Source organism: Thalassospira sp. UBA4513 (assembly GCF_002388495.1).
Taxonomy (GTDB): Bacteria; Pseudomonadota; Alphaproteobacteria; order Rhodospirillales; family Thalassospiraceae; genus Thalassospira; species Thalassospira tepidiphila.
In genome coordinates this window covers 88,602-111,561 of record NZ_DGMR01000023.1, presented here as the reverse complement: position 1 = coordinate 111,561, position 22,960 = coordinate 88,602, and the positions used below count along the sequence as shown (strand labels likewise).

The 22,960-nt window shown below is 55.5% G+C and carries 21 protein-coding genes and 1 pseudogene; 9 read left to right on the top strand and 13 right to left on the bottom strand.

Translation table 11 applies throughout. From position 1 onward, the window contains the following. The 5 genes and pseudogenes from B2T33_RS09575 to B2T33_RS09555 all read left to right on the top strand — a co-directional run. Positions 1–191, top strand: a pseudogene (locus B2T33_RS09575) (carbohydrate ABC transporter permease); the annotation flags it as partial. Positions 192–215: 24 nt separating this feature from the next. Next, positions 216–488 (top strand): DUF2160 domain-containing protein, encoded by a 273-nt coding sequence (locus B2T33_RS09570; protein ID WP_063087963.1) that lies wholly within the window; start codon positions 216–218, stop codon positions 486–488. A gap of 137 nt (positions 489–625) precedes the next feature. Next, positions 626–2,374 carry an ABC transporter substrate-binding protein gene (locus B2T33_RS09565; protein ID WP_197147656.1) on the top strand — a complete coding sequence of 583 codons (1,749 nt, stop codon included), beginning with the start codon at positions 626–628 and terminating at the stop codon, positions 2,372–2,374. Between the two features lie 201 nt (positions 2,375–2,575). Next, positions 2,576–4,915 carry a methyl-accepting chemotaxis protein gene (locus B2T33_RS09560; protein WP_286791798.1) on the top strand — a complete coding sequence of 780 codons (2,340 nt, stop codon included), beginning with the start codon at positions 2,576–2,578 and terminating at the stop codon, positions 4,913–4,915. 85 nt (positions 4,916–5,000) lie between these two features. After that, a complete protein-coding gene (locus tag B2T33_RS09555; RefSeq protein ID WP_252724083.1) occupies positions 5,001–5,888 on the top strand; it encodes a tetratricopeptide repeat protein in 888 nt (295 codons plus the stop codon). Here the strand turns inward: B2T33_RS09555 and mobA are convergent. Beyond that, positions 5,885–6,523, bottom strand: a complete 639-nt coding sequence (gene mobA, locus B2T33_RS09550; protein WP_197147089.1) for a molybdenum cofactor guanylyltransferase MobA — start codon at positions 6,521–6,523, stop codon at positions 5,885–5,887. The two genes, B2T33_RS09555 and mobA, sit on opposite strands and share 4 nt — an antisense overlap. Before the next feature lie 260 nt (positions 6,524–6,783). Between mobA and sugE the strand changes: the two genes are divergently transcribed. Then, positions 6,784–7,104, top strand: coding sequence for a quaternary ammonium compound efflux SMR transporter SugE (gene sugE / locus B2T33_RS09545; RefSeq protein ID WP_008890117.1), 321 nt, complete (start codon positions 6,784–6,786; stop codon positions 7,102–7,104). Between the two features lie 77 nt (positions 7,105–7,181). Here sugE and B2T33_RS09540 read toward each other — a convergent pair whose 3' ends face one another. Together B2T33_RS09540 and B2T33_RS09535 are read right to left on the bottom strand one after the other, a co-directional pair. Beyond that, a complete protein-coding gene (locus B2T33_RS09540; protein WP_197147088.1) occupies positions 7,182–7,649 on the bottom strand; it encodes a DMT family transporter in 468 nt (155 codons plus the stop codon). Between the two features lie 8 nt (positions 7,650–7,657). Beyond that, positions 7,658–8,089 carry a DMT family transporter gene (locus B2T33_RS09535; RefSeq protein ID WP_008890119.1) on the bottom strand — a complete coding sequence of 144 codons (432 nt, stop codon included), beginning with the start codon at positions 8,087–8,089 and terminating at the stop codon, positions 7,658–7,660. 84 nt (positions 8,090–8,173) lie between these two features. Between B2T33_RS09535 and B2T33_RS09530 the strand changes: the two genes are divergently transcribed. Next, on the top strand, positions 8,174–9,112 hold the full coding sequence (locus B2T33_RS09530) for a LysR family transcriptional regulator (RefSeq protein WP_197147086.1): 939 nt from the start codon (positions 8,174–8,176) through the stop codon (positions 9,110–9,112). Between the two features lie 128 nt (positions 9,113–9,240). On the opposite strand, the gene hydA is transcribed toward B2T33_RS09530, so the two are convergent. The 7 genes from hydA to B2T33_RS09495 all read right to left on the bottom strand — a co-directional run bounded on the left by hydA (position 9,241) and on the right by B2T33_RS09495 (position 17,482). Beyond that, positions 9,241–10,692: a dihydropyrimidinase gene (gene hydA / locus B2T33_RS09525; RefSeq protein WP_008890121.1), complete on the bottom strand. Its 1,452-nt coding sequence runs from the start codon at positions 10,690–10,692 to the stop codon at positions 9,241–9,243. Between the two features lie 181 nt (positions 10,693–10,873). After that, positions 10,874–11,854, bottom strand: coding sequence for an ABC transporter substrate-binding protein (locus B2T33_RS09520; protein ID WP_008890122.1), 981 nt, complete (start codon positions 11,852–11,854; stop codon positions 10,874–10,876). A 61-nt stretch (positions 11,855–11,915) separates the two neighbouring features. Further along, positions 11,916–13,073 (bottom strand): ABC transporter permease, encoded by a 1,158-nt coding sequence (locus B2T33_RS09515; protein ID WP_064781867.1) that lies wholly within the window; start codon positions 13,071–13,073, stop codon positions 11,916–11,918. Then, entirely contained in the window at positions 13,070–13,999 is a 930-nt protein-coding gene (locus tag B2T33_RS09510) for an ABC transporter permease (RefSeq protein ID WP_246879181.1), read from the bottom strand. The genes B2T33_RS09515 and B2T33_RS09510 overlap by 4 nt, the downstream gene beginning before the upstream one ends. Further along, positions 13,989–14,780: an ABC transporter ATP-binding protein gene (locus B2T33_RS09505; RefSeq protein ID WP_008890125.1), complete on the bottom strand. Its 792-nt coding sequence runs from the start codon at positions 14,778–14,780 to the stop codon at positions 13,989–13,991. Before B2T33_RS09505 ends, B2T33_RS09510 begins: the two co-directional genes overlap by 11 nt. A gap of 256 nt (positions 14,781–15,036) precedes the next feature. Further along, a complete protein-coding gene (locus B2T33_RS09500) occupies positions 15,037–15,903 on the bottom strand; it encodes a nitrilase-related carbon-nitrogen hydrolase (protein ID WP_008890127.1) in 867 nt (288 codons plus the stop codon). A 247-nt stretch (positions 15,904–16,150) separates the two neighbouring features. Continuing rightward, positions 16,151–17,482, bottom strand: coding sequence for an aspartate aminotransferase family protein (locus B2T33_RS09495; protein WP_197147084.1), 1,332 nt, complete (start codon positions 17,480–17,482; stop codon positions 16,151–16,153). A 759-nt stretch (positions 17,483–18,241) separates the two neighbouring features. Between B2T33_RS09495 and B2T33_RS09490 the strand changes: the two genes are divergently transcribed. Together B2T33_RS09490 and B2T33_RS09485 are read left to right on the top strand one after the other, a co-directional pair. Beyond that, on the top strand, positions 18,242–18,880 hold the full coding sequence (locus B2T33_RS09490) for a TetR/AcrR family transcriptional regulator (protein ID WP_197147083.1): 639 nt from the start codon (positions 18,242–18,244) through the stop codon (positions 18,878–18,880). Between the two features lie 192 nt (positions 18,881–19,072). Further along, complete coding sequence (locus tag B2T33_RS09485; protein ID WP_286791795.1) at positions 19,073–19,846, top strand: substrate-binding periplasmic protein; 774 nt, start codon at positions 19,073–19,075, stop codon at positions 19,844–19,846. A gap of 81 nt (positions 19,847–19,927) precedes the next feature. Here B2T33_RS09485 and B2T33_RS09480 read toward each other — a convergent pair whose 3' ends face one another. The 3 genes from B2T33_RS09480 to B2T33_RS09470 all read right to left on the bottom strand — a co-directional run. Then, on the bottom strand, positions 19,928–21,199 hold the full coding sequence (locus B2T33_RS09480) for a Zn-dependent hydrolase (RefSeq protein ID WP_286791794.1): 1,272 nt from the start codon (positions 21,197–21,199) through the stop codon (positions 19,928–19,930). A gap of 41 nt (positions 21,200–21,240) precedes the next feature. Further along, positions 21,241–22,518: an NAD-dependent dihydropyrimidine dehydrogenase subunit PreA gene (gene preA, locus B2T33_RS09475; protein ID WP_008890132.1), complete on the bottom strand. Its 1,278-nt coding sequence runs from the start codon at positions 22,516–22,518 to the stop codon at positions 21,241–21,243. A gap of 25 nt (positions 22,519–22,543) precedes the next feature. After that, positions 22,544–22,960 (bottom strand): FAD-dependent oxidoreductase (locus tag B2T33_RS09470; protein ID WP_286791793.1); only part of this gene is annotated, 417 nt, incomplete at its 5' end.

The following is a 22,960-nucleotide window of genomic DNA, read 5'->3' as shown; positions in this document are numbered from 1 at the left end:
TGCTGAGCCGGACGTTGACCAGCGTGGACGCCAAGCCGATTGCCGCCACCATGACCCGTACCGTTTCGGCATCGGGCCTTGATTGGGGCGTTCTGGCGGCTGCGGGTGTTTTAACAATCGTCCCGGGCGCCTTGGTGATCTGGTTCGTTCGCAACTACATCGCCAAAGGTTTCGCGATGGGTCGCGTGTAATCGGAAAACAGGAGGAATATCAAAATGGCATGGATGGCCTGGACCCCGATTACCGCCGCGTTCTTTGGTTGCATCTTTTTGATGCTGATCGGGATGGGAATTTGGCAGGCGGTTTCACCGACCGTTCCGCGGCGTGGCTTTTTGCCACTGACCACCACACGCGGTGATCGCCTGTTTATCAGTTTGCTTGGAGCCGCCTATATCCATCTTGGCTGGCTGGCATTTACCGATGCCGCCCTTTGGATCGGTTCCATCATCGCACTTGTCTGGCTCGTCATTGTGATGCGCTGGGGTTAACAACCAAAACGGTACCGCGTCCTGCAGCGGTGCCGTTTTCGAACGAATTCATCACGGTGGGCTGTCCGTCTTCCCCCAGCGTCGATGACCGGGTTTACCGGATGAGCAATAAGGAAGACGACCAGGGAGAAAACGACATGATCGTTAAAGCCAAAGGTGCCAAAAGCGTTGTTAAAGGCAGCGCCGTTGCAGTCGCCCTTGGTCTTGCTGTGCTGGCGAACCCGGCCATGGCAGATCAATATACCGACGCGGCGAAAAAATGGATCGACAGCGAGTTCCAGCCGTCGAGCCTGAGCAAAGACGCCCAGATGGCCGAACTGGAATGGTTCATCAAAGCAGCTGAACCGTTCCGCGGCATGGACATCAACGTGGTGTCTGAAACCATCACCACGCACGAATATGAGTCCAAGGTCCTGGCAAAGGCCTTCTCGGAAATCACCGGGATCAACCTGACCCATGACCTGATCGGCGAAGGCGATGTCATCGAAAAACTGCAGACCCAAATGCAGTCGAACCGCAACATCTATGACGCCTTCATCAATGACTCGGACCTGATCGGGACCCACGCGCGTTATGACGCGGTTGTGCCGCTGACCGACTGGATGGCGGGCGAAGGTTCGGACGTTACCTCTCCGACCCTGGATCTGGACGACTTCATCGGTCTGTCCTTCACCACCGGTCCGGATGGCAAGCTTTATCAGCTTCCTGACCAGCAGTTCGCGAACCTTTACTGGTTCCGTTATGACTGGTTCCAGCGTGAAGACCTGCAAAAGCAGTTCAAGGACAAGTACGGCTATGACCTGGGCGTTCCGGTCAACTGGTCGGCTTATCAGGACATCGCCGAATTCTTCACCAATGACGTTGGTGAGATCGATGGCCAGAAAGTCTATGGCCACATGGATTACGGCAAAAAAGACCCGTCACTGGGTTGGCGCTTCACCGATGCGTGGCTTTCCATGGCTGGCGCTGGCGACAAGGGCATCCCGAACGGCCTTCCGGTCGACGAATGGGGTATCCGTGTTGAAGGTTGCTCGCCTGCTGGCTCAAGCGTGACCCGTGGCGGTGCCGCAAACGGCCCGGCAGCGGTTTATGCCCTGACCAAATATATCGACTGGCTCAAGGCTTATGCCCCGCCAGAAGCAGCCGGCATGACCTTTGGTGAAGCTGGTCCGGTTCCGGCACAGGGCCAGATCGCACAGCAGATCTTCTGGTACACCGCCTTTACCGCCGACATGGCGAAAAAAGGTACTCCGGTTGTGAACGAAGACGGCACGCCGAAATGGCGTATGGCCCCGTCGCCGCACGGCCCGTACTGGGAAGAAGGCATGAAGCTTGGCTATCAGGACGTGGGTTCCTGGACTCTGATGAAGTCCACCCCGGTTGAGCGCCGCAAAGCTGCATGGCTCTATGCACAGTTCACCACCTCGAAAACCGTATCGCTGAAAAAGACCCTGACTGGTCTGACACCGATCCGTCAGTCTGACCTGGATACCCAGGAAATGACCGATATCGCTCCGAACTGGGGTGGTCTGGTCGAGTTCTATCGTTCGCCGGCCCGTGTTCAGTGGTCGCCGACCGGTACCAACGTTCCGGATTATCCGAAACTGGCGCAGCTCTGGTGGCAGAACGTTGCCGAAGCTGTAACCGGCGAACGGACCCCGCAGGAAGCCATGGACAACCTTGCGACTTCCATGGACCGTGTGATGGAGCGTCTTGAGCGTGCAGGCATCGGTGGTGAATGCGCACCGAAGCTGAACGAAGAACGTGATGCCCAGTACTGGTTCGACCAGCCGGGCGCACCGAAACCGAAACTTGCCAACGAAAAACCGCAGGGTGAGACCGTCAAATATGACGATCTGATCGCGGAATGGCGTGCAGCCCAGTAATTCGGGCTACACTACTGGGGGTGTCGGGGGTGATTTTTTCACCCCCGACCGTCCCACCCGATTTTCCAATAGAATTCATATTTCCGACGCGTATTCCGTTAAGTCATAAAAACCCAAGAAGTCCGTAAAAAGGATGCACATTTCCCAAAAAGGGAATTGTCTGCCCAAAGAAAAAACAAAGGGCCAGACAGGGAGGAAACAGTGAATACCGCCATCAAAAAACGTCGCGCGGGCCTTGGCATTCAAGGTCGGCTTATGGCTTCTTTTGCCTTGATTCTGGTTCTGGCCGGGATTTCATCGGCCGTGTCATGGGTATCTTTTGGCAGCAATCGCGATCTTGTCGCTGATATCACGACCAACAGCCTGCCCTCGATCATCCGTCAGATGGAACTGGCGACGAACGGTGTTGGCCTTGCCGCACAAGCCCCCGTGCTTGCCGCGTCACGGGATGCCGAAGAACTGGCAGCAACCGAGGCCCGCCTTGATCAACTTGTTGCCAATGCACGGGCCAGACTTCAGGAAATCACCGAAGCCAATCCGGATTCCATCATTATTGACCTTGCCGCCCGGAACGTCGGCGCAGGTGAGGGTGAACGTGAAGGGGCCAACGCACCCGCGGTTGCCGATGGCACGGAGAGCACTGGTGGCTCCGAAGCACAAAGCGCTGATGCGCAAACCACTGCGCCAGAGCCGGAACTTGTCGATGCCATTTCCATTCTAAGAGAGCATCTTGATAACATCGTCACCGGGCGTGAACACCTTCATGAACTGACCACCAGACGCCTTGAGATTGAAAAGCTGCGCGGTGATCTGACCCTTGATATGGTCTTTGCCTATAGCGACCTGTCAGAGTTCCTGAGCCCGTTGGTCGAGGTCGTTGATATTGATGTCGATCGCGGTATATCGCGCGTCGCCAATGGCAACACCGACGCAGCAGAAAAGCTTGGAGAGACCATCGGCTTTTCACAGCTGATTGCCGAAATCCGCGCCAATGTGAACCTTGCCTTTGGCATGCTGACCGCCGCCATCGCCGTGCCCGAGGGCGAGGCCATGGATGAAGTCCGCAGTCAATGGAGCTGGGCGGAGCTGCGCATTACCGATGCGCTTGAAGAACTGCCAGACAATGATGACGGAAAGCGTATCCGTGAACTTGCCAATGCCCCTCTGGCCTTTGGCAAAGGCAGCAACAGTGTCTTTGATCTGCGCGAGGCAGAATGGGACAACCAGTATGAAACGGAACAAACCCTTGATGCCACACTGGCAACCGCCGAGGCGCTGTCACACGCCATCGCGTTGATGGTCGACACCAAGCGCACCGAGGTTGACGCCAACGCCAGCGAAGCCCTTTCAAAGGTCGAATGGGATCAACAGGTCATTGCGATCATCGGGATTTCTGTTCTGTTGATATCGCTTCTGATCATGCTGTTTTATGTGCGCGGCAACCTGATCAAGCGTCTTCTGCGCGTGATTGACGGAATGCGCAAGGTTGCCAACGGCGATCTTTCGACCGAAGTCAACGATACCGGCCGGGATGAAATTGGCCGAATGGCCGAAATCCTCGGACAGTTCCGTGAAACCAGCCTTGCCGCACAACAGGCCGAAGAAAAAGTTGCCCGCGAACGCGAACAGGCTGAACACGAACGGCGGCGCGCAATGCTTGATCTGGCTGATGCGTTTGAAACGTCAATCCTGCAAGTCGCCCAGGACGTCGCGCACGAGGCAGAAAACATCCAGACCACATCCGATCAGGTCCGTGATCGGGCACAGGTGGCCTCGACCAATGCCACCGGTGTTGCTGGCGCGTCCGAGGAAATATCGATCAATATGGCATCGGTATCGGATGCCACACAGTCGCTTTCGGATCGGGTGCGCGATACCGGGCATCGGGCGCAAAAGTCGGTTGGTGCCGCCACCAGTGCGGTCGAAGCTGCCCAACGGACAAATGCCACCATGCATGAACTTGAAACCGGTGCGCAGGAAATCGGCGAGATCCTGAACCTTATTCAGGACATTGCAGCCCAGACCAATCTGTTGGCGCTGAATGCAACGATTGAAGCCGCCCGTGCCGGTGAAGCTGGCAAAGGGTTTGCGGTTGTCGCACAGGAAGTCAAAAACCTTGCCAACCAGACCGGAACGGCCACCGACCGCATTGCCCAGCGCATCAACGAAATCCAGTCGACCACCGGGGTTGCCGTCAAGGCCATCGCCGAAATTCGAGACAGCATCACCGGCATCCATGAAACCGTGGGCGAAATGTCGGACGCTGTATCCGAGCAGCAGGAATTCGTTGCTGAAATCGCCAGCAACGTCGAACAATCCGCAACAGCTGCCAGCGAGATGAATGGCACGATTACGCAGGTCAGCGCCGCAGCAGATGACAACCTTGCCGCGGTTGACGGCCTGCTTGATGCGACAGGTCGCCTTCGCAACCAGTCCGATGATCTGGGCAATCGGGTTCGTGACTTCCTGCGCACCATCCGTTCGGAACAGCCCCAAACGACATCCCGCAATCAACCAGAAGAAGTTGCCTCCCTGCGATGAAAGCAAACTGCCAGGACAGGCCATCAGGTCTGTTCTGGCACATTTTTTTTCGCCCGCCTGGCACAGAAATGTTAGACAAGACACCATGAAAAACATCATCGCCCGTTCAGCAAAACCATCCTGTTTGAAAGCCACACGCGTTGGTGCTCTGGCACTTGCCACGGTGATTACCTCGATGATCGCCCTGGGTTCAGCCCCGGTGTTGGCATCGTCGGCCCTTGATGACGGCATCAAGGCCTATCGCCACGGGGAATTTGAAAAGTCGGCCGGTATTTTCTCATCGCTGGCAGACAACGGTGATGCCACCGCGCAATATCTTCTGTCCTGCCAGACCATCAATGGCGTTGGCGTTACTGCCAACGAAGATGCAGGCTGGATGCTGATGGAACAGGCATCAGATAACAACAACCCAAATGCCAGCGTTGTCATGGCTAGGCGTCTCGAGGCGATGGGCGGTGACAAAGACAAAATTCGCGGCCTCTATATTGCCGCCGCCCAAAAGAACAACACGCAGGCAATGCTTTGGCTGGCCCTTGATGCGCTTGATCGCGGCGATGCGGCACAGGCCGAAGCCCACCTTAAACAGGCGTGGGAACTTGGTGATCCACGTGCGGCGACACTTCTTGCCAACCGCTTTGCCAAAAGCGATGTCGATCGCCTGACATATTTGCGCCGTGCTGCCCAACACGGCGAAATGCGTGCGGCCGCCTACCTTGCCGAAGAAGCCCGCACGGTCGATGACAAGGCCGAAGCCGTTGGCTGGTGCGCTATTGCGACCGGCATGCCAGGTCATAACGAAGATGTCGACTGGAAAACCATCGGTGATGCGGTCGAAAAGAACTGCGGCCAGTTTGACAAGGACCTGTCGCCCAAAGACCGCGCGATCAACCGCGAACGCGTCGATCATTTTCTGTCCGAGTTCTTCAAGAACTACGAACCGTGGCAGCCTTGGCGGGCCTGCGCGGTTGATTAATCCTGCGTAGATACAGCGCTGGCAAGCGCACTGTTGATCAGCTTCAGATCATCTGGCGTATTGACGTTGGTAAACGGTTCCAACCCGTAAACCCTATCTTCAAACACCACCCGCGGCGCACCCAGCGCCTGCAACGGACCGCGTACCCGCCGATCATCGGACGCCAGCAGATCGGCAATCACCGGGGCCGCATCGCGGTGCCAGATGCTTGAAAGGTAATGGTCGCGGTCTGCGTGACTGGCAAAGGCCGCCTTCGCCCCGGCATCCTCGGCTGCGGCCTGCAAACGCCCCACCATATCAAGCGGCACAATCGGGCAATCGACGGGAAACGTCACCAGCCAATCGATACCGTCCGGCAAGGCTAACAGACCACCCAGAATACCGCCCAGTGGCCCCTGCCCCGGTTTGGGCGCATCACCAACCACCAGCAGGCGGTAATCCATAAACGCCTCAGTCCCGGCATTGGATGAAATCATCACCTGATCGCATTGGGCTTGGGCAACATCAATCACCCGCCCGATCAGGCTTTTGCCCCCGACCTCGCGAAACGCCTTGTTCCCGCCCATACGTCGTGCCTCGCCCCCGGCGAGAACAAGGCCAAGGGTTGGGACATGTTGGGATTGGGGCGTGTTCACGATAAGACCAAACCTTTGAAGGGGGCGAATAATCAGGCGCCCTCATCATAATCCAGTGCGTCAACCGTTGCATCTGTCGTCTTGTCACGAACGCGTTTTCTAAAGCCGCGCCCTAATGCTGCACTGCGTCATTTTTACATTGTCGCCCTACAGGCATTGATTTAGAGTGATTAAAGACTTTGCGACTTCCGCCTTGATGCCGGACGACCGGTATTCCTGATCCGATCAATGGGGACGGCCCCGCAAGACAGGAGGCCCCCATGGCCTGGACAGCGTTGGTTATTGCCGGATTTCTCGAAATTTGCTGGGCGATTGGCCTGAAATACACCGAAGGCTTCACCAAGCCTATCCCTAGTGCCTTGACCATTGCCGCGATCGCCGCCAGCTTCTGGCTACTTTCAATCGCCATGCGCACCATCCCGATCGGAACGGCCTATGCAATCTGGACCGGCATCGGTGCCGCCGGTGCGGTGATCTTTGGCATCATCATGGTCGGCGAACCCGCCAACCCCGGACGATTGGTCGCTATCGCGCTGATCCTTTCCGGGATCGTGATGCTGAAATTGTTCAGTCCGAGCTAACCCTTCGTACGTAAAAAAAGCCAAACGGCAGATAGACGAACGGCGCAGCCTGTGACTGCGCCGTTGATTTCCATTGTTTAGCTGGCCGCACGTCGTTCAAATTTGCGATTGCCGAGATACACCAAAACCATCGCACCCAGCAGCAAGGCAATTGCCGCCCATCGCTTCGGGTCCAATGCAATCTGATCATTCCCGAGCCATGCAAAATTATCGATCAGCAAACTCATTGCAAGCTGTCCGGAAATCACAGCAACCGTAGCAGCAGCAATACCAACACGTGGCACGGCAAACACCATTACCACAATATAGCAGACGCCAAAAAAGGCGCCTGTCAGCTGCCACTTGGGGGCGTCAAGCAATGTCAGTTCCTGCGGCGGCTGAACAAACAGTACCAGTAAGATACTGATTACAGCGCCAAGAACAAATGTCAGCCAAGCGGTGCCCAACACGCCCGCAGCCGCCCCAAGCCGCCCGTTCACAGATGATTGCACCGACAGCGCACAGCCACCGAGCAACGCGATAAGAATAACAAAAAACGTAACCATCAGTCACCTCAGTGGATAAGCCAGAGTGCCAACGCAATCAGGATCAATGCGCCAAACCGATAACGATCTACCGGTTGCTTTTGCACACCAAAGGCGCCGTAATGATCCAACAACAGACTTGCGCCGAGTTGTCCAAACAGGATTGCAACCATTGTTGCGCCAACACCGATAATCGGCGTGGTGGTGGTAATGACAACGACATAAACCGGACCTAAAACACCACCCGTCAACATCCAGCGCGGTTGCGCAAACAATTGTGGCAAAGACCGATTGCGGGCGAACACCAGCGCCAGTGACAACAGCAAACTACCAACCAGAAAAATGCACAGGGTCGCGGACATGTGTCCGACATTCTCACCCAACGGCCCGAGTAGCCCTGCCTCGACAGACAGCCCCATGCCCGCTGCAAACACGATGAGCAATATCAATATCTGCTTCATTTCAAACTCCGTTAACTTGCAACGGAACATACTTTGCACCAAACTGGGCAACAATTACCCGAATTTGGAAATTACTTTTGCAAAATGAGCAAAGATATCACCCTTCAGGCGCTACGCCTTTTTATTGATGTGGCAACACAGGGCAGTTTCAGTGACGTTGCCCGTCGGCGCGGCCTGCCGACATCTTCCGTGTCACGCCATATCAATGCGTTGGAAACCCGCTTGGGGCACAAACTCCTTGTGCGCAATACCCGTGCTGTCAGATTGACCGACGCCGGAACCCGATACGTGCATGAAGTTCGCGAAATTCTGGCCGCTCTCGATATTGCCAGCGACGCGGTCAGGGGCAATGCCACCACACCGCAGGGAAGGTTGCACATCAACGCACCCGTCGCATTTGGCCGCCATCACATTGCGCCCCATCTTGCCGAGTTCCAGCACCGGTTTCCCGGAATCGAAGTTGACCTGACCCTGACAGACGCCTTTATCGACCCGATTTCAGAAGGGGCCGATGTGGTCATACGCATCGGGACACTTCGTGATTCCAGCCTTGTCAGTCGAAAACTTGCCGCGCAGCGCTACGTCGCTGTGAGTGCGGCGTCATATCTCGAGCAACATGGCGCACCACCAACCCCCGACGCGCTCGCCGACCACAATTGCCTTGTTTACAAGGGGGCAAACGGGGAAATGCCATGGCTCTTTCGCAAGGGAAATGAGCCTTTCCGACCCTATAGGGTAAAGGGTTCACTACGCAGCAATGATGCCGACAGCCTTATTACCGCAGCACGTCAGGGACAGGGGATTATTCTGTTCCCGACATGGCTTTTACACGAGCACATCCGCCAAAAACATCTCTTGCCGATCCTGACCGACTGGCAAGCAGAAGCCTATACGATAAACGATGCCATTCATCTTCTGTTTCCGGAGAACCGAATGCGTTCGCCCAAGGTAACTGTCTTTCTGGACTTTCTTTCGGAAGCTACGGGAAAACCGCCCTACTGGGATCGCCTGGCCTTATCGTAAGCCCGTTGGTCACGCAAATATTGCTGCGCCTGGACTATGTTTTGCCAACCTTGGTGAGCCCATGTTGCAAACAGAAAAACGGGGCAACCGATGGCTGCCCCGTTTTTGATGGATCGTGCTCGATTGGCTTAGACGCCAGCTGGAATACCGCTGCGTTCAACCTTACGCGGCGATGTGATTTCTTTCCATTTGGAAAGCGCCTTGTTGACGGCCGGATACGGTTCGCGGGCGATGAATTCGCCGTCGCCGCATTTGGCAAGAACCACACCTTCTTCGGCAGCAATGCGGCCACGGCTGAGTGTGTAGCGCGGAAGGCCGGTGACCTCGATGCCTTCAAACACGTTGTAGTCAATTGCCGACTGCTGGTGTTTGGCGGTGATGGTTTTCGAGGCCTTCGGATCCCAAACAACAAGATCGGCATCCGCCCCGACAAGGATCGCACCCTTGCGCGGATAGATGTTGAGGATCTTGGCAATGTTGGTCGAGGTCACGGCCACGAACTCATTCGGGGTCAGCCGACCGGTGCCAACGCCATAGGTCCAAAGAAGCGGCATGCGGTCTTCAAGACCACCCGTACCGTTCGGGATCTTGGTGAAGTCGCCAACGCCCATGCGTTTCTGTTCGGTCGTGAACGCACAGTGGTCAGTCGCGACAACCTGCAGGCTGCCCGATGCCAGACCATTCCACAGACCATCCTGATGTTCCTTGCTGCGGAACGGCGGGGACATGACGCGACGTGCGGCGTGATCCCAATCGGCGTTTTTATATTCGCTGTCATCGAGAATAAGGTGCTGGATCAGCGGTTCGCCAAACACGCGTTTGCCGTTGGCACGTGCGCGACGGATGGCTTCGTGCGCCGGCTCGCACGATACATGCACGATATAAAGCGGCACATTGGCCATATCGGCAATCATGATCGCACGGTTACATGCCTCGCCCTCGACATCGACAGGACGTGAATAGGCGTGTGCCTCTGGCCCGTTATTGCCTTCGGCGAGCAATTTCTGCTGCAAGGTGGCGACCACGTCACCGTTTTCAGCATGCACCAGCGGCATCGCGCCCAGTTCCGAACAGCGCGAGAAGGATGCGAACATTTCGTCATCGTCGACCATCAACGCACCCTTGTAGGCCATGAAGTGCTTAAACGTGTTGATGCCCTTCTCCTGAACGATGGTCTTCATTTCATCAAAGACCTGCTCGCTCCACCAGGTGACGGCCATGTGGAAGGAATAGTCGCACACCGCCTTGGAGGATTTGTTATCCCAGGCTTGCAGCGCTTCCAGAAGCGACTGGTTCGGGGCCGGCAGGCAGAAATCGACCACCATGGTCGTGCCACCGGCAACGGCGGCCTTGGTGCCACTTTCGAAATCGTCTTCGGAATAGGTGCCCATAAAGGGCATCTCCATATGGGTATGCGGATCAATCCCGCCGGGCATCACATAGCAGCCGTCGGCCTCGATCACCTTGTCCCCGGTCAGGTTGTCCCCGATGGCGGCAATCTTGCCGTCTTCGATCAGAATATCGGATTTGTAGGTCAGGTCGGCGGTAACGATGGTTCCGCCACGAATAACCATGGACATGGGTGGCTCCTTGTCTGTCTCTGCGGCGAAAAGTTGCGGGCCATCCCGGCATTTCGCCCGTTATCTCCAAACACCCAGAGGGTATTCAATCAGTCTTCAATCGATCGTCATAGTCCTGGAAGTCATCCCGTCCGGCGAAGCCCAAACCCCGCCGGACGGATAAAAGTTACAAGATGGAAGATTACATCTTGTCGGTCACGGCGTGGGTCCAGGCACCTTCCGGTTCCTTGGTGATCACCGGATCGGAACCACCCGAAAGCAGGCTGTCAACGGTACGCTGATAGGCTGCTTCGTCGAGAACCGCAGAATCACCAAGCAGTTTGGCGATTTCGGTCATCATGCGGACCTGATGTTTTTCGGTCTGGGCACCGGTCATGTCGTTATCAAGAACGATCATCGCGGCGTCTTCCGGGTTTTCCTTGGCCCAGTTCCAGCCCTTCATGCTGGCTGCAACAAAGCGCGACATTTTGTCGACGAATGCCGGATCCGAAAGGTTGTCTTCAAGAACATAAAGACCGTCTTCAAGGGTTGCGACACCCTGATCTTCGTATTTGAAGACCTTAAGGTCATCAGCCGGAATACCGGCATCAATCACCTGCCAGTATTCGTTATAGGTCATGGTTGAGACGCAATCGGCCTGCTTCTGGATCAGCGGATCAACGTTGAAGCCCTGCTTGAGCACGGTGACGCCGTTTTCGCCGCCATCGGTCGGAATGCCGAGTTTCGACATCCAGCTCAGGAACGGATATTCGTTACCAAAGAACCAGACACCAAGGGTACGACCCGGGAAGTCATCCGGGCTTTCGATCCCGGTTTCCTTCAGGCAGGTCAGCATCATGCCCGACTTGGCAAACGGCTGTGCGATGTTGACCAGCGGCACACCCTTTTCGCGCGATGCAAGGGCGGATGGCATCCAGTCGATGATCACATCCGCACCACCACCGGCAATCACCTGTGGCGGGGCAACGTCCGGACCACCCGGATTGATGGTCACATCAAGATCGGCTTCTTCGTAGAAACCTTTGTCGAGTGCCACATAGTAGCCTGCAAACTGGGCCTGTGTGACCCATTTAAGCTGCAGGGTTACCTCGTCTGCTGCCATCGCCGAAAACGATGCCAACCCGAAACTCAACCCCATAGCAGTCGAAATAAACTTATTCATTCGTCGATGTCTCCTCAGGTTGTAGTCAAGTCCTCCCGACGGGTCGTCTTGTTTTATGCCTTTAATGGCGACGTACCCGGAATGACGGATGCCATGACGTCGCTTTTCTTTCGATATAAGCCACAGCCCCGTAGAAGGCGGTACCCGCAAGGGCCGCCAATGCGATTTCTGCCCAGACCATGTCGATATTCATCCGCCCGACCTCGGTCGAGATGCGGAAGCCCATACCAACAATCGGGGTGCCGAAAAATTCGGCGACGATTGCGCCAATCAGCGCAAGCGTGGAATTGATTTTAAGTGCGTTGAAAACAAACGGCATGGCGGCCGGCAAACGCAGACGAAACAGCGTTGACCAATAGCCCGACGCGTATGTCGCCATCAGGTCCTTTTCAAGCTTTCCTGCGGCATTCAACCCGGTCACGGTGTTCACCAGCATCGGGAAGAAGGTCATGATCACGATCACAGCCGCCTTCGATTGCCAGTCAAAGCCAAACCACATCACCATGATCGGTGCGACCCCGATGATCGGCAGGGCCGAGACCATATTGCCAAGTGGCAAAAGACCACGTTTGAGGAACGGCACACGGTCGACCGCGATCGCCACGATAAAGGCCGAACCACAGCCCATGACATAGCCGCTCAGCACCGCCTTCACAAAGGTCTGGTGGAAGTCGGCGGCCAGAATGTCGGTGGAATTGACGAAACGTTCGCCAATCATGCTGGGCGGCGGCAACAGGACCTGTGGCACGCCAAAGCCTGAAACGACGACTTCCCAGACAAACAGAAGCCACACACCAAAGGCTACGGGCACGACGAAGTTCGCCAGATGCTGTTTGGTGCGATCAAGGCTGTGGAAATTGGCAATCACATCAATCCCGCGCCAGACAAACGCCCAAAGCGAAAGAATGAACAACCAGAACCCCGGCCCGGCATAACCAGCAACCCCGTAGTCATAAAGAACACTGATCGCCTGCCAGCAGCCAAATACCGCAATCGCAAGAATGACCATACCGGCGGTGACGGATCCGACACCAAGCCAGGTAAAGGCCGACCCGGCAATCACACAGAGCGCCATGGCAACGGCAAGACCGGGAATATCCCCGACAAAGGCAACCTGTTTGCCGGTATCGCCATCCACCCCCGCAAGCGGGAAGATCAGGGCGAGCAAGGCCGCAATCGCCGCGACGAGACAGAACTTGTCCAATTTCGTCCAGGTCATGACTTCACCCCCATCCGCACAAGAACCCTGCGTTCACACCAGCCGACGATGACGACAAGGATGGCGGCCACAAACGCCGCGGTTAGAAGGGCCGACCAGATTTGAATGGTCTGTCCGTAATAGGAGCCGGCCAGCAAACGCGCGCCAAGACCCGCCTGCGCACCGGTCGGCAATTCACCAACGATGGCACCGACCAGACTGATCGCAATCGCAACCTTCAGGCTGGCAAACAGATAGGGCATGGCCGACGGCAAACGAAGCTGCCAGAAGGTCTGCCATTTCGAGGCGTTATAGGTCCGCATCAGATCAAGCTGGATCACCTGCGGGGAACGCAGGCCTTTGACCATGCTGATCGTGACCGGGAAGAAGCAGAGATAGGTCGAAATAACCGCCTTTGGCACCAGTCCCTTGATCCCGATGGCGCCCAGAACAACGATGATCATTGGCGCGATGGCAAGGATCGGAATGGTTTGCGATGAAATCACCCATGGCATCAGGCTTTTTTCAAGCGTCATGACATGGACAATGCCAACCGCCAGCAACACACCGAGCAACGTGCCAATCCCAAACCCAAGAAGGGTCGAGGAAAGCGTTACCCAGCTGTGATAGACCAGCGACCGTTTCGACGTGATCTTGATGGCAAAGATGGTGTGATACATCTCGACCGCGACCTGATGCGGGGCGGGCAGGATCGGGCGATCTTGCGCCAGTGTATCTTCGATCAGCTGGCCTGCGGTCCAGGTCTGGTCAGCACGGTTGTAACGGTCAATCTGGGTCGGCGCGTTCATGAAAACCGCCCCGACATACCACAGAACAAGAAGGGCGATCAGAACAACGCAAACCGGCCCGGTCTGGCCAGACATCATGCGTGTCCAGGTCGATGGTCCGCGAACGGACCCGGTCATGGCAGCAGTGTTACTCGTCATTGCTGTGCCCCGCACGCAGCCCTTCGCGCACCCGATGCGCAATCTCGAGGAATTCCGGCGTTTCGCGGATATCAAGTGTGCGGTCTTTCGGGAAGTCGGTTTCGATCACGTCAATGATCCGCCCCGGACGGGGTGACATCACAACGATCTTGGACGACAGATACACGGCCTCGGGGATGGAATGGGTGACGAACGCCACCGTCTTGTTGGTCCGCGCCCACAGTTTCAACAGCTGTTCATTCAGGTGATCGCGCACGATTTCATCAAGCGCGCCAAACGGTTCGTCCATCAGCAACAGGTCGGCGTCGAACGACAGGGCACGCGCGATTGATGCACGTTGCTGCATGCCGCCTGACAGCTGCCATGGGAATTTCTTTTCAAAACCATTGAGCTCGACCAGTTTCAGGGCCTCCTGGGCGCGCTTGACGCGCTCTTCCTTGGAGATTTCCATGATTTCGAGCGGCAAGGTCACGTTGCGTTCGATCGAACGCCACGGCAAAAGGGCCGGTGCCTGAAACACATAGCCATAAGCACGCTTTTCACGCGCTTCGTGCGGCGTCACACCATTGATCGAAATTTCGCCGCCGGTGGCTTGTTCAAGGTCGGCGATCACACGCAAAAGTGTTGTTTTGCCGCAACCCGACGGGCCGATAAAGGAAACAAAGTCGCCTTCCTCGATGGTCAGATCGACATCGGAAAGGGCGTAAACGGGACCGTCTGCCGTCTGGAAGGTCAGCGACAGTTTCTTGATATCAACAACTGCTTTTTTCGATGCGGGCATCTCAGCAACATTATTGACGACTTGTTTTAGCGTCATGGGGTTTCCCCTGATCGTATGTCTCTCTCAGAACCAAAAGCGTCTCTTTTGGCACAGTCGATGGAAGCCTCCCTCAGGGACGTTGCCCTGAACCTTGTCGACATTGATCAAACGCATAAAGCCTTTGCCCGGTCGTTGCCGGGAACGGGGAATGATACCCCACCTGTCGATCAAGGCAAAACGGCGAGCAGCGCTTTGACCGCTCGCCGGTATCATGAAATCAGTTCCCGTCCGTCAGACGGGTATAGGTCGACGGGCGACGGTCGCGGAAGAACTGCCAGTTATCGCGAATTTCGCGCACCATCGACATATCCATGTCATGGACCAGCAATTCGTCATTATCGCGTGATGCCTGTGCTTCGATTTCGCCGCGTGGATTGACGAAATAGCTTTGGCCGTAAAACTCGCCAATATCCCATGGCTGTTCGCGGCCAACCCGGTTGATCGCGCCGATAAAGCACCCATTGGCGACAGCCGACGCCGGCTGTTCGAGTTTCCAGATATATTCCGACACCCCGGCAACGGTCGCCGACGGATTGACGATATATTCCGCGCCATTAAGCGCCAAGGCACGCCAGCCTTCCGGGAAGTGCCGGTCGTAACAAATATAAACGCCAAGTTTGCAATACTGGGTATCAAAGACCGGCCAGTTCGATACGCCCGGCTTGAAGAAGAATTTTTCCCAGAAACCGGCGACATGCGGGATGTGGGTTTTGCGGTATTTGCCAAGATAGGTACCGTCGGCGTCAATCACGGCAGCGGTGTTGTAATAAACACCGGTGATGTCCTCCTCATAGATCGGAACAACGATCACCATTTTGTATTTGGCGGCCAACTCACACATCAGCTGTGTGGTCGGGCCATCAGGGATTTTTTCTGCAGCCGCGTACCATTTCTTGTCCTGGCTCGGACAGAAATAGGGCTGGGTGAATACTTCCTGAAAGCACAGAACCTGCACACCTTTTTTGCCCGCCTCTTCGATATAGGGCAGGTGCGCGTCGATCATGGCCTTGCGGATTTCTTCGGGGGACTGATCGGTTGAACCCTTAAGGCTCATTTGAATCAGGCCACCTCTCAGCTTTGACATCCGAGATACCTCCTTGATCTGATATTTTTATGTCCTTGCCACTTCTGTGGTCTGACGGACTTATGCCCAAACGCGCCCCAAGAACCCTGTTTGTTTTTTTACGGGTTCGTTCCCAGACGGGACGCGATCAGAAAAATCGCGAAACAGTTGTTTCCTCCGTGGCGTTGCAGACCCGTTTGTTTTTGATGGTTCTGCAAGCCGGGTGTCCCCTGCCCGTTTGCGCAGGCAGGGAACGAAAATCGTAATCCTAGTCGATCTCTTTAAGCACTTCGCGCAGTGTGCCGAACAGCTGATCAATATGTGATTTTTCAAGGATCAGCGGCGGCGACAGCGCAATGATATCACCCGTGGTGCGGATCAGAATGCCCTTCTCAAACGCCTTGAGGAAGGAATTGAACGCACGCTTGGTCGGGAAGCCTTCAATCGGCTCCAGCTCGATCGCACCGATCAGGCCAAGGTTACGGACATCCTTGACCAGCGGCAGATCGATCAGGCTGTGCACCGCATCTTCCCAATACTGACCAAGTTCCTTACCCTTGGAATACAGACCTTCTTCTTCATAGGTCTCAAGCGTTGCCATCGCAGCCGCACAGGCAACCGGGTTGCCCGAATAGGTGTAGCCATGGAACAGCTCGATCATGTTTTCCGGGCCGGTCATGAAGGCATCATGGATTTCGTCGGTGGCAAACACCGCCCCCATCGGGATGGTACCGTTGGTAAGGCCCTTGGCGGTCGTGACCAGATCCGGCTGAACACCGAAATAATCGACTGCGAACGGCGCACCCAGGCGACCAAAACCGGTGATGACCTCATCAAAGATCAACAAGATGCCATGCTTGGTGCAGATCTCGCGCAGGCGTTCCAGATAGCCTTTTGGTGGGATCAGAACGCCGGTGGAGCCTGCAACCGGCTCGACAATGACGGCCGCGATGGTCGACGGATCATGCAGCGCGCAAATGCGTTCCAGATCCTCGGCAAGGTAGGCGCCATGTTCGGGCATACCACGGGTAACACCGTTTTCGTCCGGCAGGTAAGTGTGACGCATATGGTCAACACCGCCCAGCATCTGGCCGAATGTTTTGCGGTTACCCGAAATACCACCAACAGAAATACCGCCAAAGTTCACACCGTGATAGCCGCGTTCACGGCCAATCAGGCGGGTCCGCTGTCCATCGCCGCGTGCACGGTGATAGGCCAGTGCGATTTTAAGCGCGGTTTCAACCGACTCAGAACCGGAGTTGGTATAAAAAACGTGGTTGAGATTGCCCGGCATCAACTGTGCCAGACGGCTGGCCAGTTCGAACGCCTTGGGATGGCCCATCTGGAATGCCGGGGCATAATCCAGCTCGTCCATCTGCGCCTTGACCGCTTCGACGATTTTCGGACGCTTGTGACCAGCGTTGCAGCACCAAAGGCCAGCGGTGCCATCAAGGATGTCGCGGTTATCGTCGGTTTTGTAATACATGCCATCGGCCGACACCAGCATACGCGGGGTCTGCTTGAACTGACGGTTGGCAGTAAAGGGCATCCAGAACGCCGAAAGATCGTTCGGACGGCTAATTTTCGTGGTGGCTGTCATCAAAAGGTCTCCCGTACCTTTTCAAGTTCTTCCCTCGACCGGTTCGGTGGCGGGCCACCGTGCACCGGCATCTGATATTCTTCATCCCGTTTTCGCGAAAAGGTATCTGGCCTAATGACCAAAATGTCGCACATTCGTTTCCCGGGACGGCCCGACCTGTTGCGGGCACACAAACGTCGTTAGCATGAGACATGCCCACGCACTAGCGCTTTAATACCACCGCGGAACTGTTTCGAATATTCGACTGTCAAACACCATTTCGGCGACCCTGATTTTTATTTACGGCGTCTATTTTGTGTTTATCTTTCATCGGTACTGTTCGATATTTCGGACAAAACCGACTCTTGACCATGGCCAGGGTCCAAACTCATCCAAATGATCGATCCGGCAATTGATATGAGAGAAAAAGCAAGGAAAAGCCCGCAGATTGGGGTGATCCCCAATCAAGGGATTTGACGCAGAGGCTTTCTCTCATATCAGTTGTCCTTCGGATCACCCGGATTTGCACGGGCTACGTTGTCGCAAAATCTTGAAAGATGTGCATCTTCCTGCAATTTTGCTTCGCATATCCGCACAAATCCGGGCGACCGGAACGGTCATTTGGATAAGTTTGGACCCTAGGCGCGACGCGCATAAAAAGTTTCTTTTTGATATTTGCAGTAGAGGTTATTTTAACCTGACCAAACGGTCAAGATAAATGACGCGATTTAGACAGCACGATTGAGATCCATCAAAATCGGCGCGAAACGGGACACAAAAATGAGCACAAAACCCGCAGTAAACGGCGCACACAAGGCCGCGATCCGACAGGAAAACGAAGAACAGATTCTGGCCGCTGCCGAACGGGTCTTTGCCGATTTCGGGTTCAAGGGGGCGACCACCGCGCGGATTGCCGAAATCGCCAATGTCCCCAAGGCCAATGTGCATTACTATTTCAGCACCAAAGAGGCGCTTTATCGTCGCATCATGGAAGATGTCTGTGACCACTGGCTCGAAGCGGCAATGACGTTCGATAACAGTGCCGACCCCGCCTTCATTCTGCGTGGCTATATTGAGGCCAAGATGGAATTATCGCGCGTTCGTCCATACGGATCGCGTCTTTGGGCACATGAAATCATCCGTGGCGCCAAATTCTCGTCGGAATATATCTCGACCACGGTGAAAAACTGGCTCGATAGCCGTGTGGAGGTCATTCGGGGCTGGATTGACGAGGGCAAGATGGATGATGTCGAACCCTACACCCTGATGTACATGATCTTTGCCACCACCCAACACTATGCCGACTTTGGCCGCCAGATCGAGATTTTCAACAATGACAAGCCACTGACCGACGCGCAGTTTGCCGAGGCCAAGGAAAATGTCGTGCGCATCATATTGAAGGGTGTTGGCCTCGCCTGATCCCCCGTTTGGGGACCTAACAGCGGCCGACGTCACCACTTCTGTATAGTTGTATCGGATTATCGCGGGACCAATTTTAGTTATTCCTGATAATCACGATGTTTGCAGACAATAATGCTGTGTATCGGACCATCTCTTCGCGCTGTTTGTGGCTGTATTTCCGCTGTCCTGATCGGCGGATCTGCGTCCCTGATGACATTCCCGGCAGCTGCCGAAAACGCAATTTTAGCCCAGACACAAAACACCCCGCCTGCCAGCAATTGCAGGAAGCTGTCGGTTGGCGGCGCAGACGGTTGGGAGCCGATCACCTATATCCGTGATGATGGCCAACAGACCGGACTTGCAATCGACATTTTGCAGGATTACGCCAACCGTCACGATTTGAAGCTTGATCTCAATCTCGACATTCCCTGGACACGCGCCATTCAGATGCTCAGCAAGGGTGAACTGGATGTGATTGCTGGCGCCTATTTCACCCACGAACGCGATCAGGTCCACTTTTACAGTGCGCCATTTGCCAATGACGACATCATGGTCTTTCAACGCAACGACAATCGTTTTCCGGTTGTCGAACTGAGCGACCTGATCGGGTATGACGGTGCGCGTCCGCAAGGTGGCAGTTACGGCGATTATATCGACCGCTTTGCCGAACAACGGCTGAACATGATCTTCTCCCCCACTGGCAATCGCATCTTTGACGTCCTGATGAATGGGCGGGTCGATTATGTCATGCTGGGGCGCTTTGACGGGCTGACCAATATCTATCGCGATAATCTGATCGACGAGATCATCGTGGTCGAACCACCGATAGACAGCAACAAAGTCCATTTCATGTTTTCACGCAAAAGCCCCTGCATGGGTCATGTCCGAAACCTGAATATCCTGATCGAACAGCTTGCCGAAGACGGAACGCTTGATCAGTGGACCGAGAACCATCTTCTTGATGTGTCCGAAGGGGCAAGTTAACGGCGGCGTGTTGCCACAATAAAAAAGCAGGGCGTACACAACGCCCTGCTTTGTGTTTGGTCACCGTGACATGTCGGGACCCTATTTTTGCATCAAGGTTTCATCGGCCTTGGCCAGAACCGCGTGCAGCAGAACCTGACCACCGGCATCCGACCAGTGTTTATGCACTTCTTCGATCTCGTTATGGGAAATGCCATCAACACACGGGATGAAAATCATCGCGGTCGGGCAGACTTGCGCCAGATAGCAGGCATCATGTCCAGCGCCCGAGACGATTTCACGCGCAGAGAAACCACCAAGTTCGGCCCCCATGCGCACCGCATCGACACAGGATTTATCGAACGGCACCGGTGCGTAATAGAAGATCTGCTCAAGCTCGGTTTGAAGGCCGATATCCTTGGCAATCTTTTCCACACCTTCACGCAGTGCCTTGTCCATATCGGCCAGAACCGCATCATCAGGATGGCGGAAATCGACGGTAAAGAACACCTCGCCCGGGATGACGTTGCGCGAGTTCGGATGGATTTGCATCATACCGACCGTCGCACAGGCAAGCGGGGAGCGATCCAGACCGATCTTGTTGACCAGATCAACCACGCGTGCCGCACCAAGCAATGCATCCTTACGCGTCTTCATCGGGGTCGGGCCGGCATGGGCCTCGACACCGGTGAACTTGATTTCATACCAACGCTGGCCCTGGGCATCGGTGACAATACCGATATCCTTGCCTTCATCTTCAAGGATCGGGCCCTGTTCGATATGGGCTTCGAAATAGGCCCCCATCGGATGGGCATCAATGGTCGCCTCGTCCGGCCCCATATAGCCGATCCGTTCCAGCTCCTCGCCCATGGTTTTGCCGTCAACGTCGGCACGGGAATGACCGTATTCAAGGTCAAACACCTTGGCAAAGACACCGGATGCCACCATGGCCGGGGCAAAGCGCGAGCCTTCCTCGTTCGTCCAGCAAACGACTTCAAGCGGCGCTTCGGTTTCGTATTTGGCTTCGTTCAGGGTACGGATAACTTCCAGACCCGAAAGAACACCATAAACACCATCATACTTGCCGCCGGTCGGCTGACTATCAAGGTGGCTTCCCATCACCACCGGCGGCAGATCGGGATTGCGGCCTTCGCGGCGGGCAAAGATATTGCCCATCTTGTCGATCCGGATCGAGCAGCCCTCTGCCTTGCACCAGTCGATGAACAGATCACGGCTTTCACGGTCAAGATCGGTCAGCGCCAGACGGCAAACGCCGTCCTTTGCGGTTTTGCCGATCTTGGCCATTTCCATCAGGCTATCCCAAAGGCGGTCACCATCAATTGACAGGTTACGTACACTGGGTTGAGCAGTCATTCGTCAGTCCTTTTGGTTTTGGTGGCGTTTGCGCGGATGGCTTATTCAGCAGCCACGCGCATGGGATTAAGCGGATGTTCCGGCCAGGTCATCGGCGGTTTGTCGGTCTTGACCGGTTCCATGGTGATGCAATCAGGCACCGGGCAGATGTGATAGCAAAGGTTACAACCCACGCATTCCTCATCGACCACTTCAAACAGACGACCGCCTTCGGGCTTGTCGGTCATGGTGATTGCCTGGTGCGAGGTATCTTCACACGCGATATGGCAACGACCGCACTCGATGCAGTTATCCGGGTTGATCACCGCCTTGGTGTCGAAGTTCATGTTAAGCTCGTTCCAGTCGGAAACCTGCGGCACCGCTGCACGGGTGAACTGTTCGACACTGGTGTAGCCCTTGTCATCCATCCACTGGCTCATACCGTCAATCAGATCATCGACCACGCGGAAGCCATAGATCATCGCAGCCGTACAAACCTGAACGGCGTTCGATCCCAGCGCCATGAATTCGACGGCGTCTTTCCACGTGGTGATGCCCCCGATACCGGAAATCTCAAGATCGCGGGTTTCAGGTGTGCGGGCGATTTCAGCAACCATGTTCAGCGCAATCGGCTTGACGGCCGATCCGCAATAACCGCCATGCGTGCCCTTGCCGTCAACAACCGGCTCCGGGATCATGTTGTCGATATCGACCGACACGATGGAGTTAACGGTGTTAATCAGCGATACAGCATCCGCCCCGCCCTTAAGCGCAGCTTCGGCCGACCACAGAATGTTGGTGATGTTCGGGGTCAGTTTGGTAAAGACCGGAATATCGACCGCGTCCTTGACCCAACGGGTGACCTGTTCGACCATTTCCGGCACCTGACCGATGGCCGACCCCATGCCGCGTTCGCACATGCCGTGCGGGCACCCAAGGTTAAGCTCCAGACCATGCACACCGCTTTCGGCGATCTGCTGGGCCAGGTCCTTCCAGGCGCGTTCCTCGATCGGGGCCATCATCGATCCGATGATGACGTGATCCGGATACTCTTTCCGGCATTCGCGGATTTCCTGAAGGTTGGTGGCAAGCGGACGGTCGGAAATCAGCTCGATATTGTTGATCCCCAGCAGACGGCGGTTCTGGTCATGGTGCGCGCCATAGCGCGAGGACACGTTGACCACGGGCGGATCGATGCCCAGCGTCTTCCAGACAACCCCGCCCCAGCCTGCTTCAAAGGCGCGAACAACGTTGTATTTCTTGTCCGTTGGCGGCGCGGAGGCCAGCCAGAACGGGTTTAGCGAATCAATACCGGCGATTTTGCAGCTTAGATCAGCCATTTTCTCTCTCCCTTTGGCTAGCGTTTCACGCGGATTTCAGGAATGCATCAATGGCGATGGCGGCCTGTTTGCCGTCTTCGACCGACTGAACAGTCAGGTCTTCGCCACTCTTGATGCAGTCCCCACCGGCGAACACGCCCGGGGCGGTTGTCTGATAGTTTTTATCGACCACGATCTTGCCACCGGTGATCTCCATCCCGGCAAGGTCATCGGTTTTGATTTTCTGTCCGATGGCCTTCAAAATCTGGTCTGCACGCACTTCAAAGGTTTCGCCTGTGCCAACAAGTTTGCCACTGGCATCAAGTTCGGTTTTTTCGAACTCCATACCCATCAGCTTGCCATTGGCCTTGATTGCAACCGGCTTTGCCCAGTAACGCACAACAACGCCGTTGGTTTTGGCCAAATCCTGTTCGAACTCGGTCGCGGACATGTTTTCCGCACC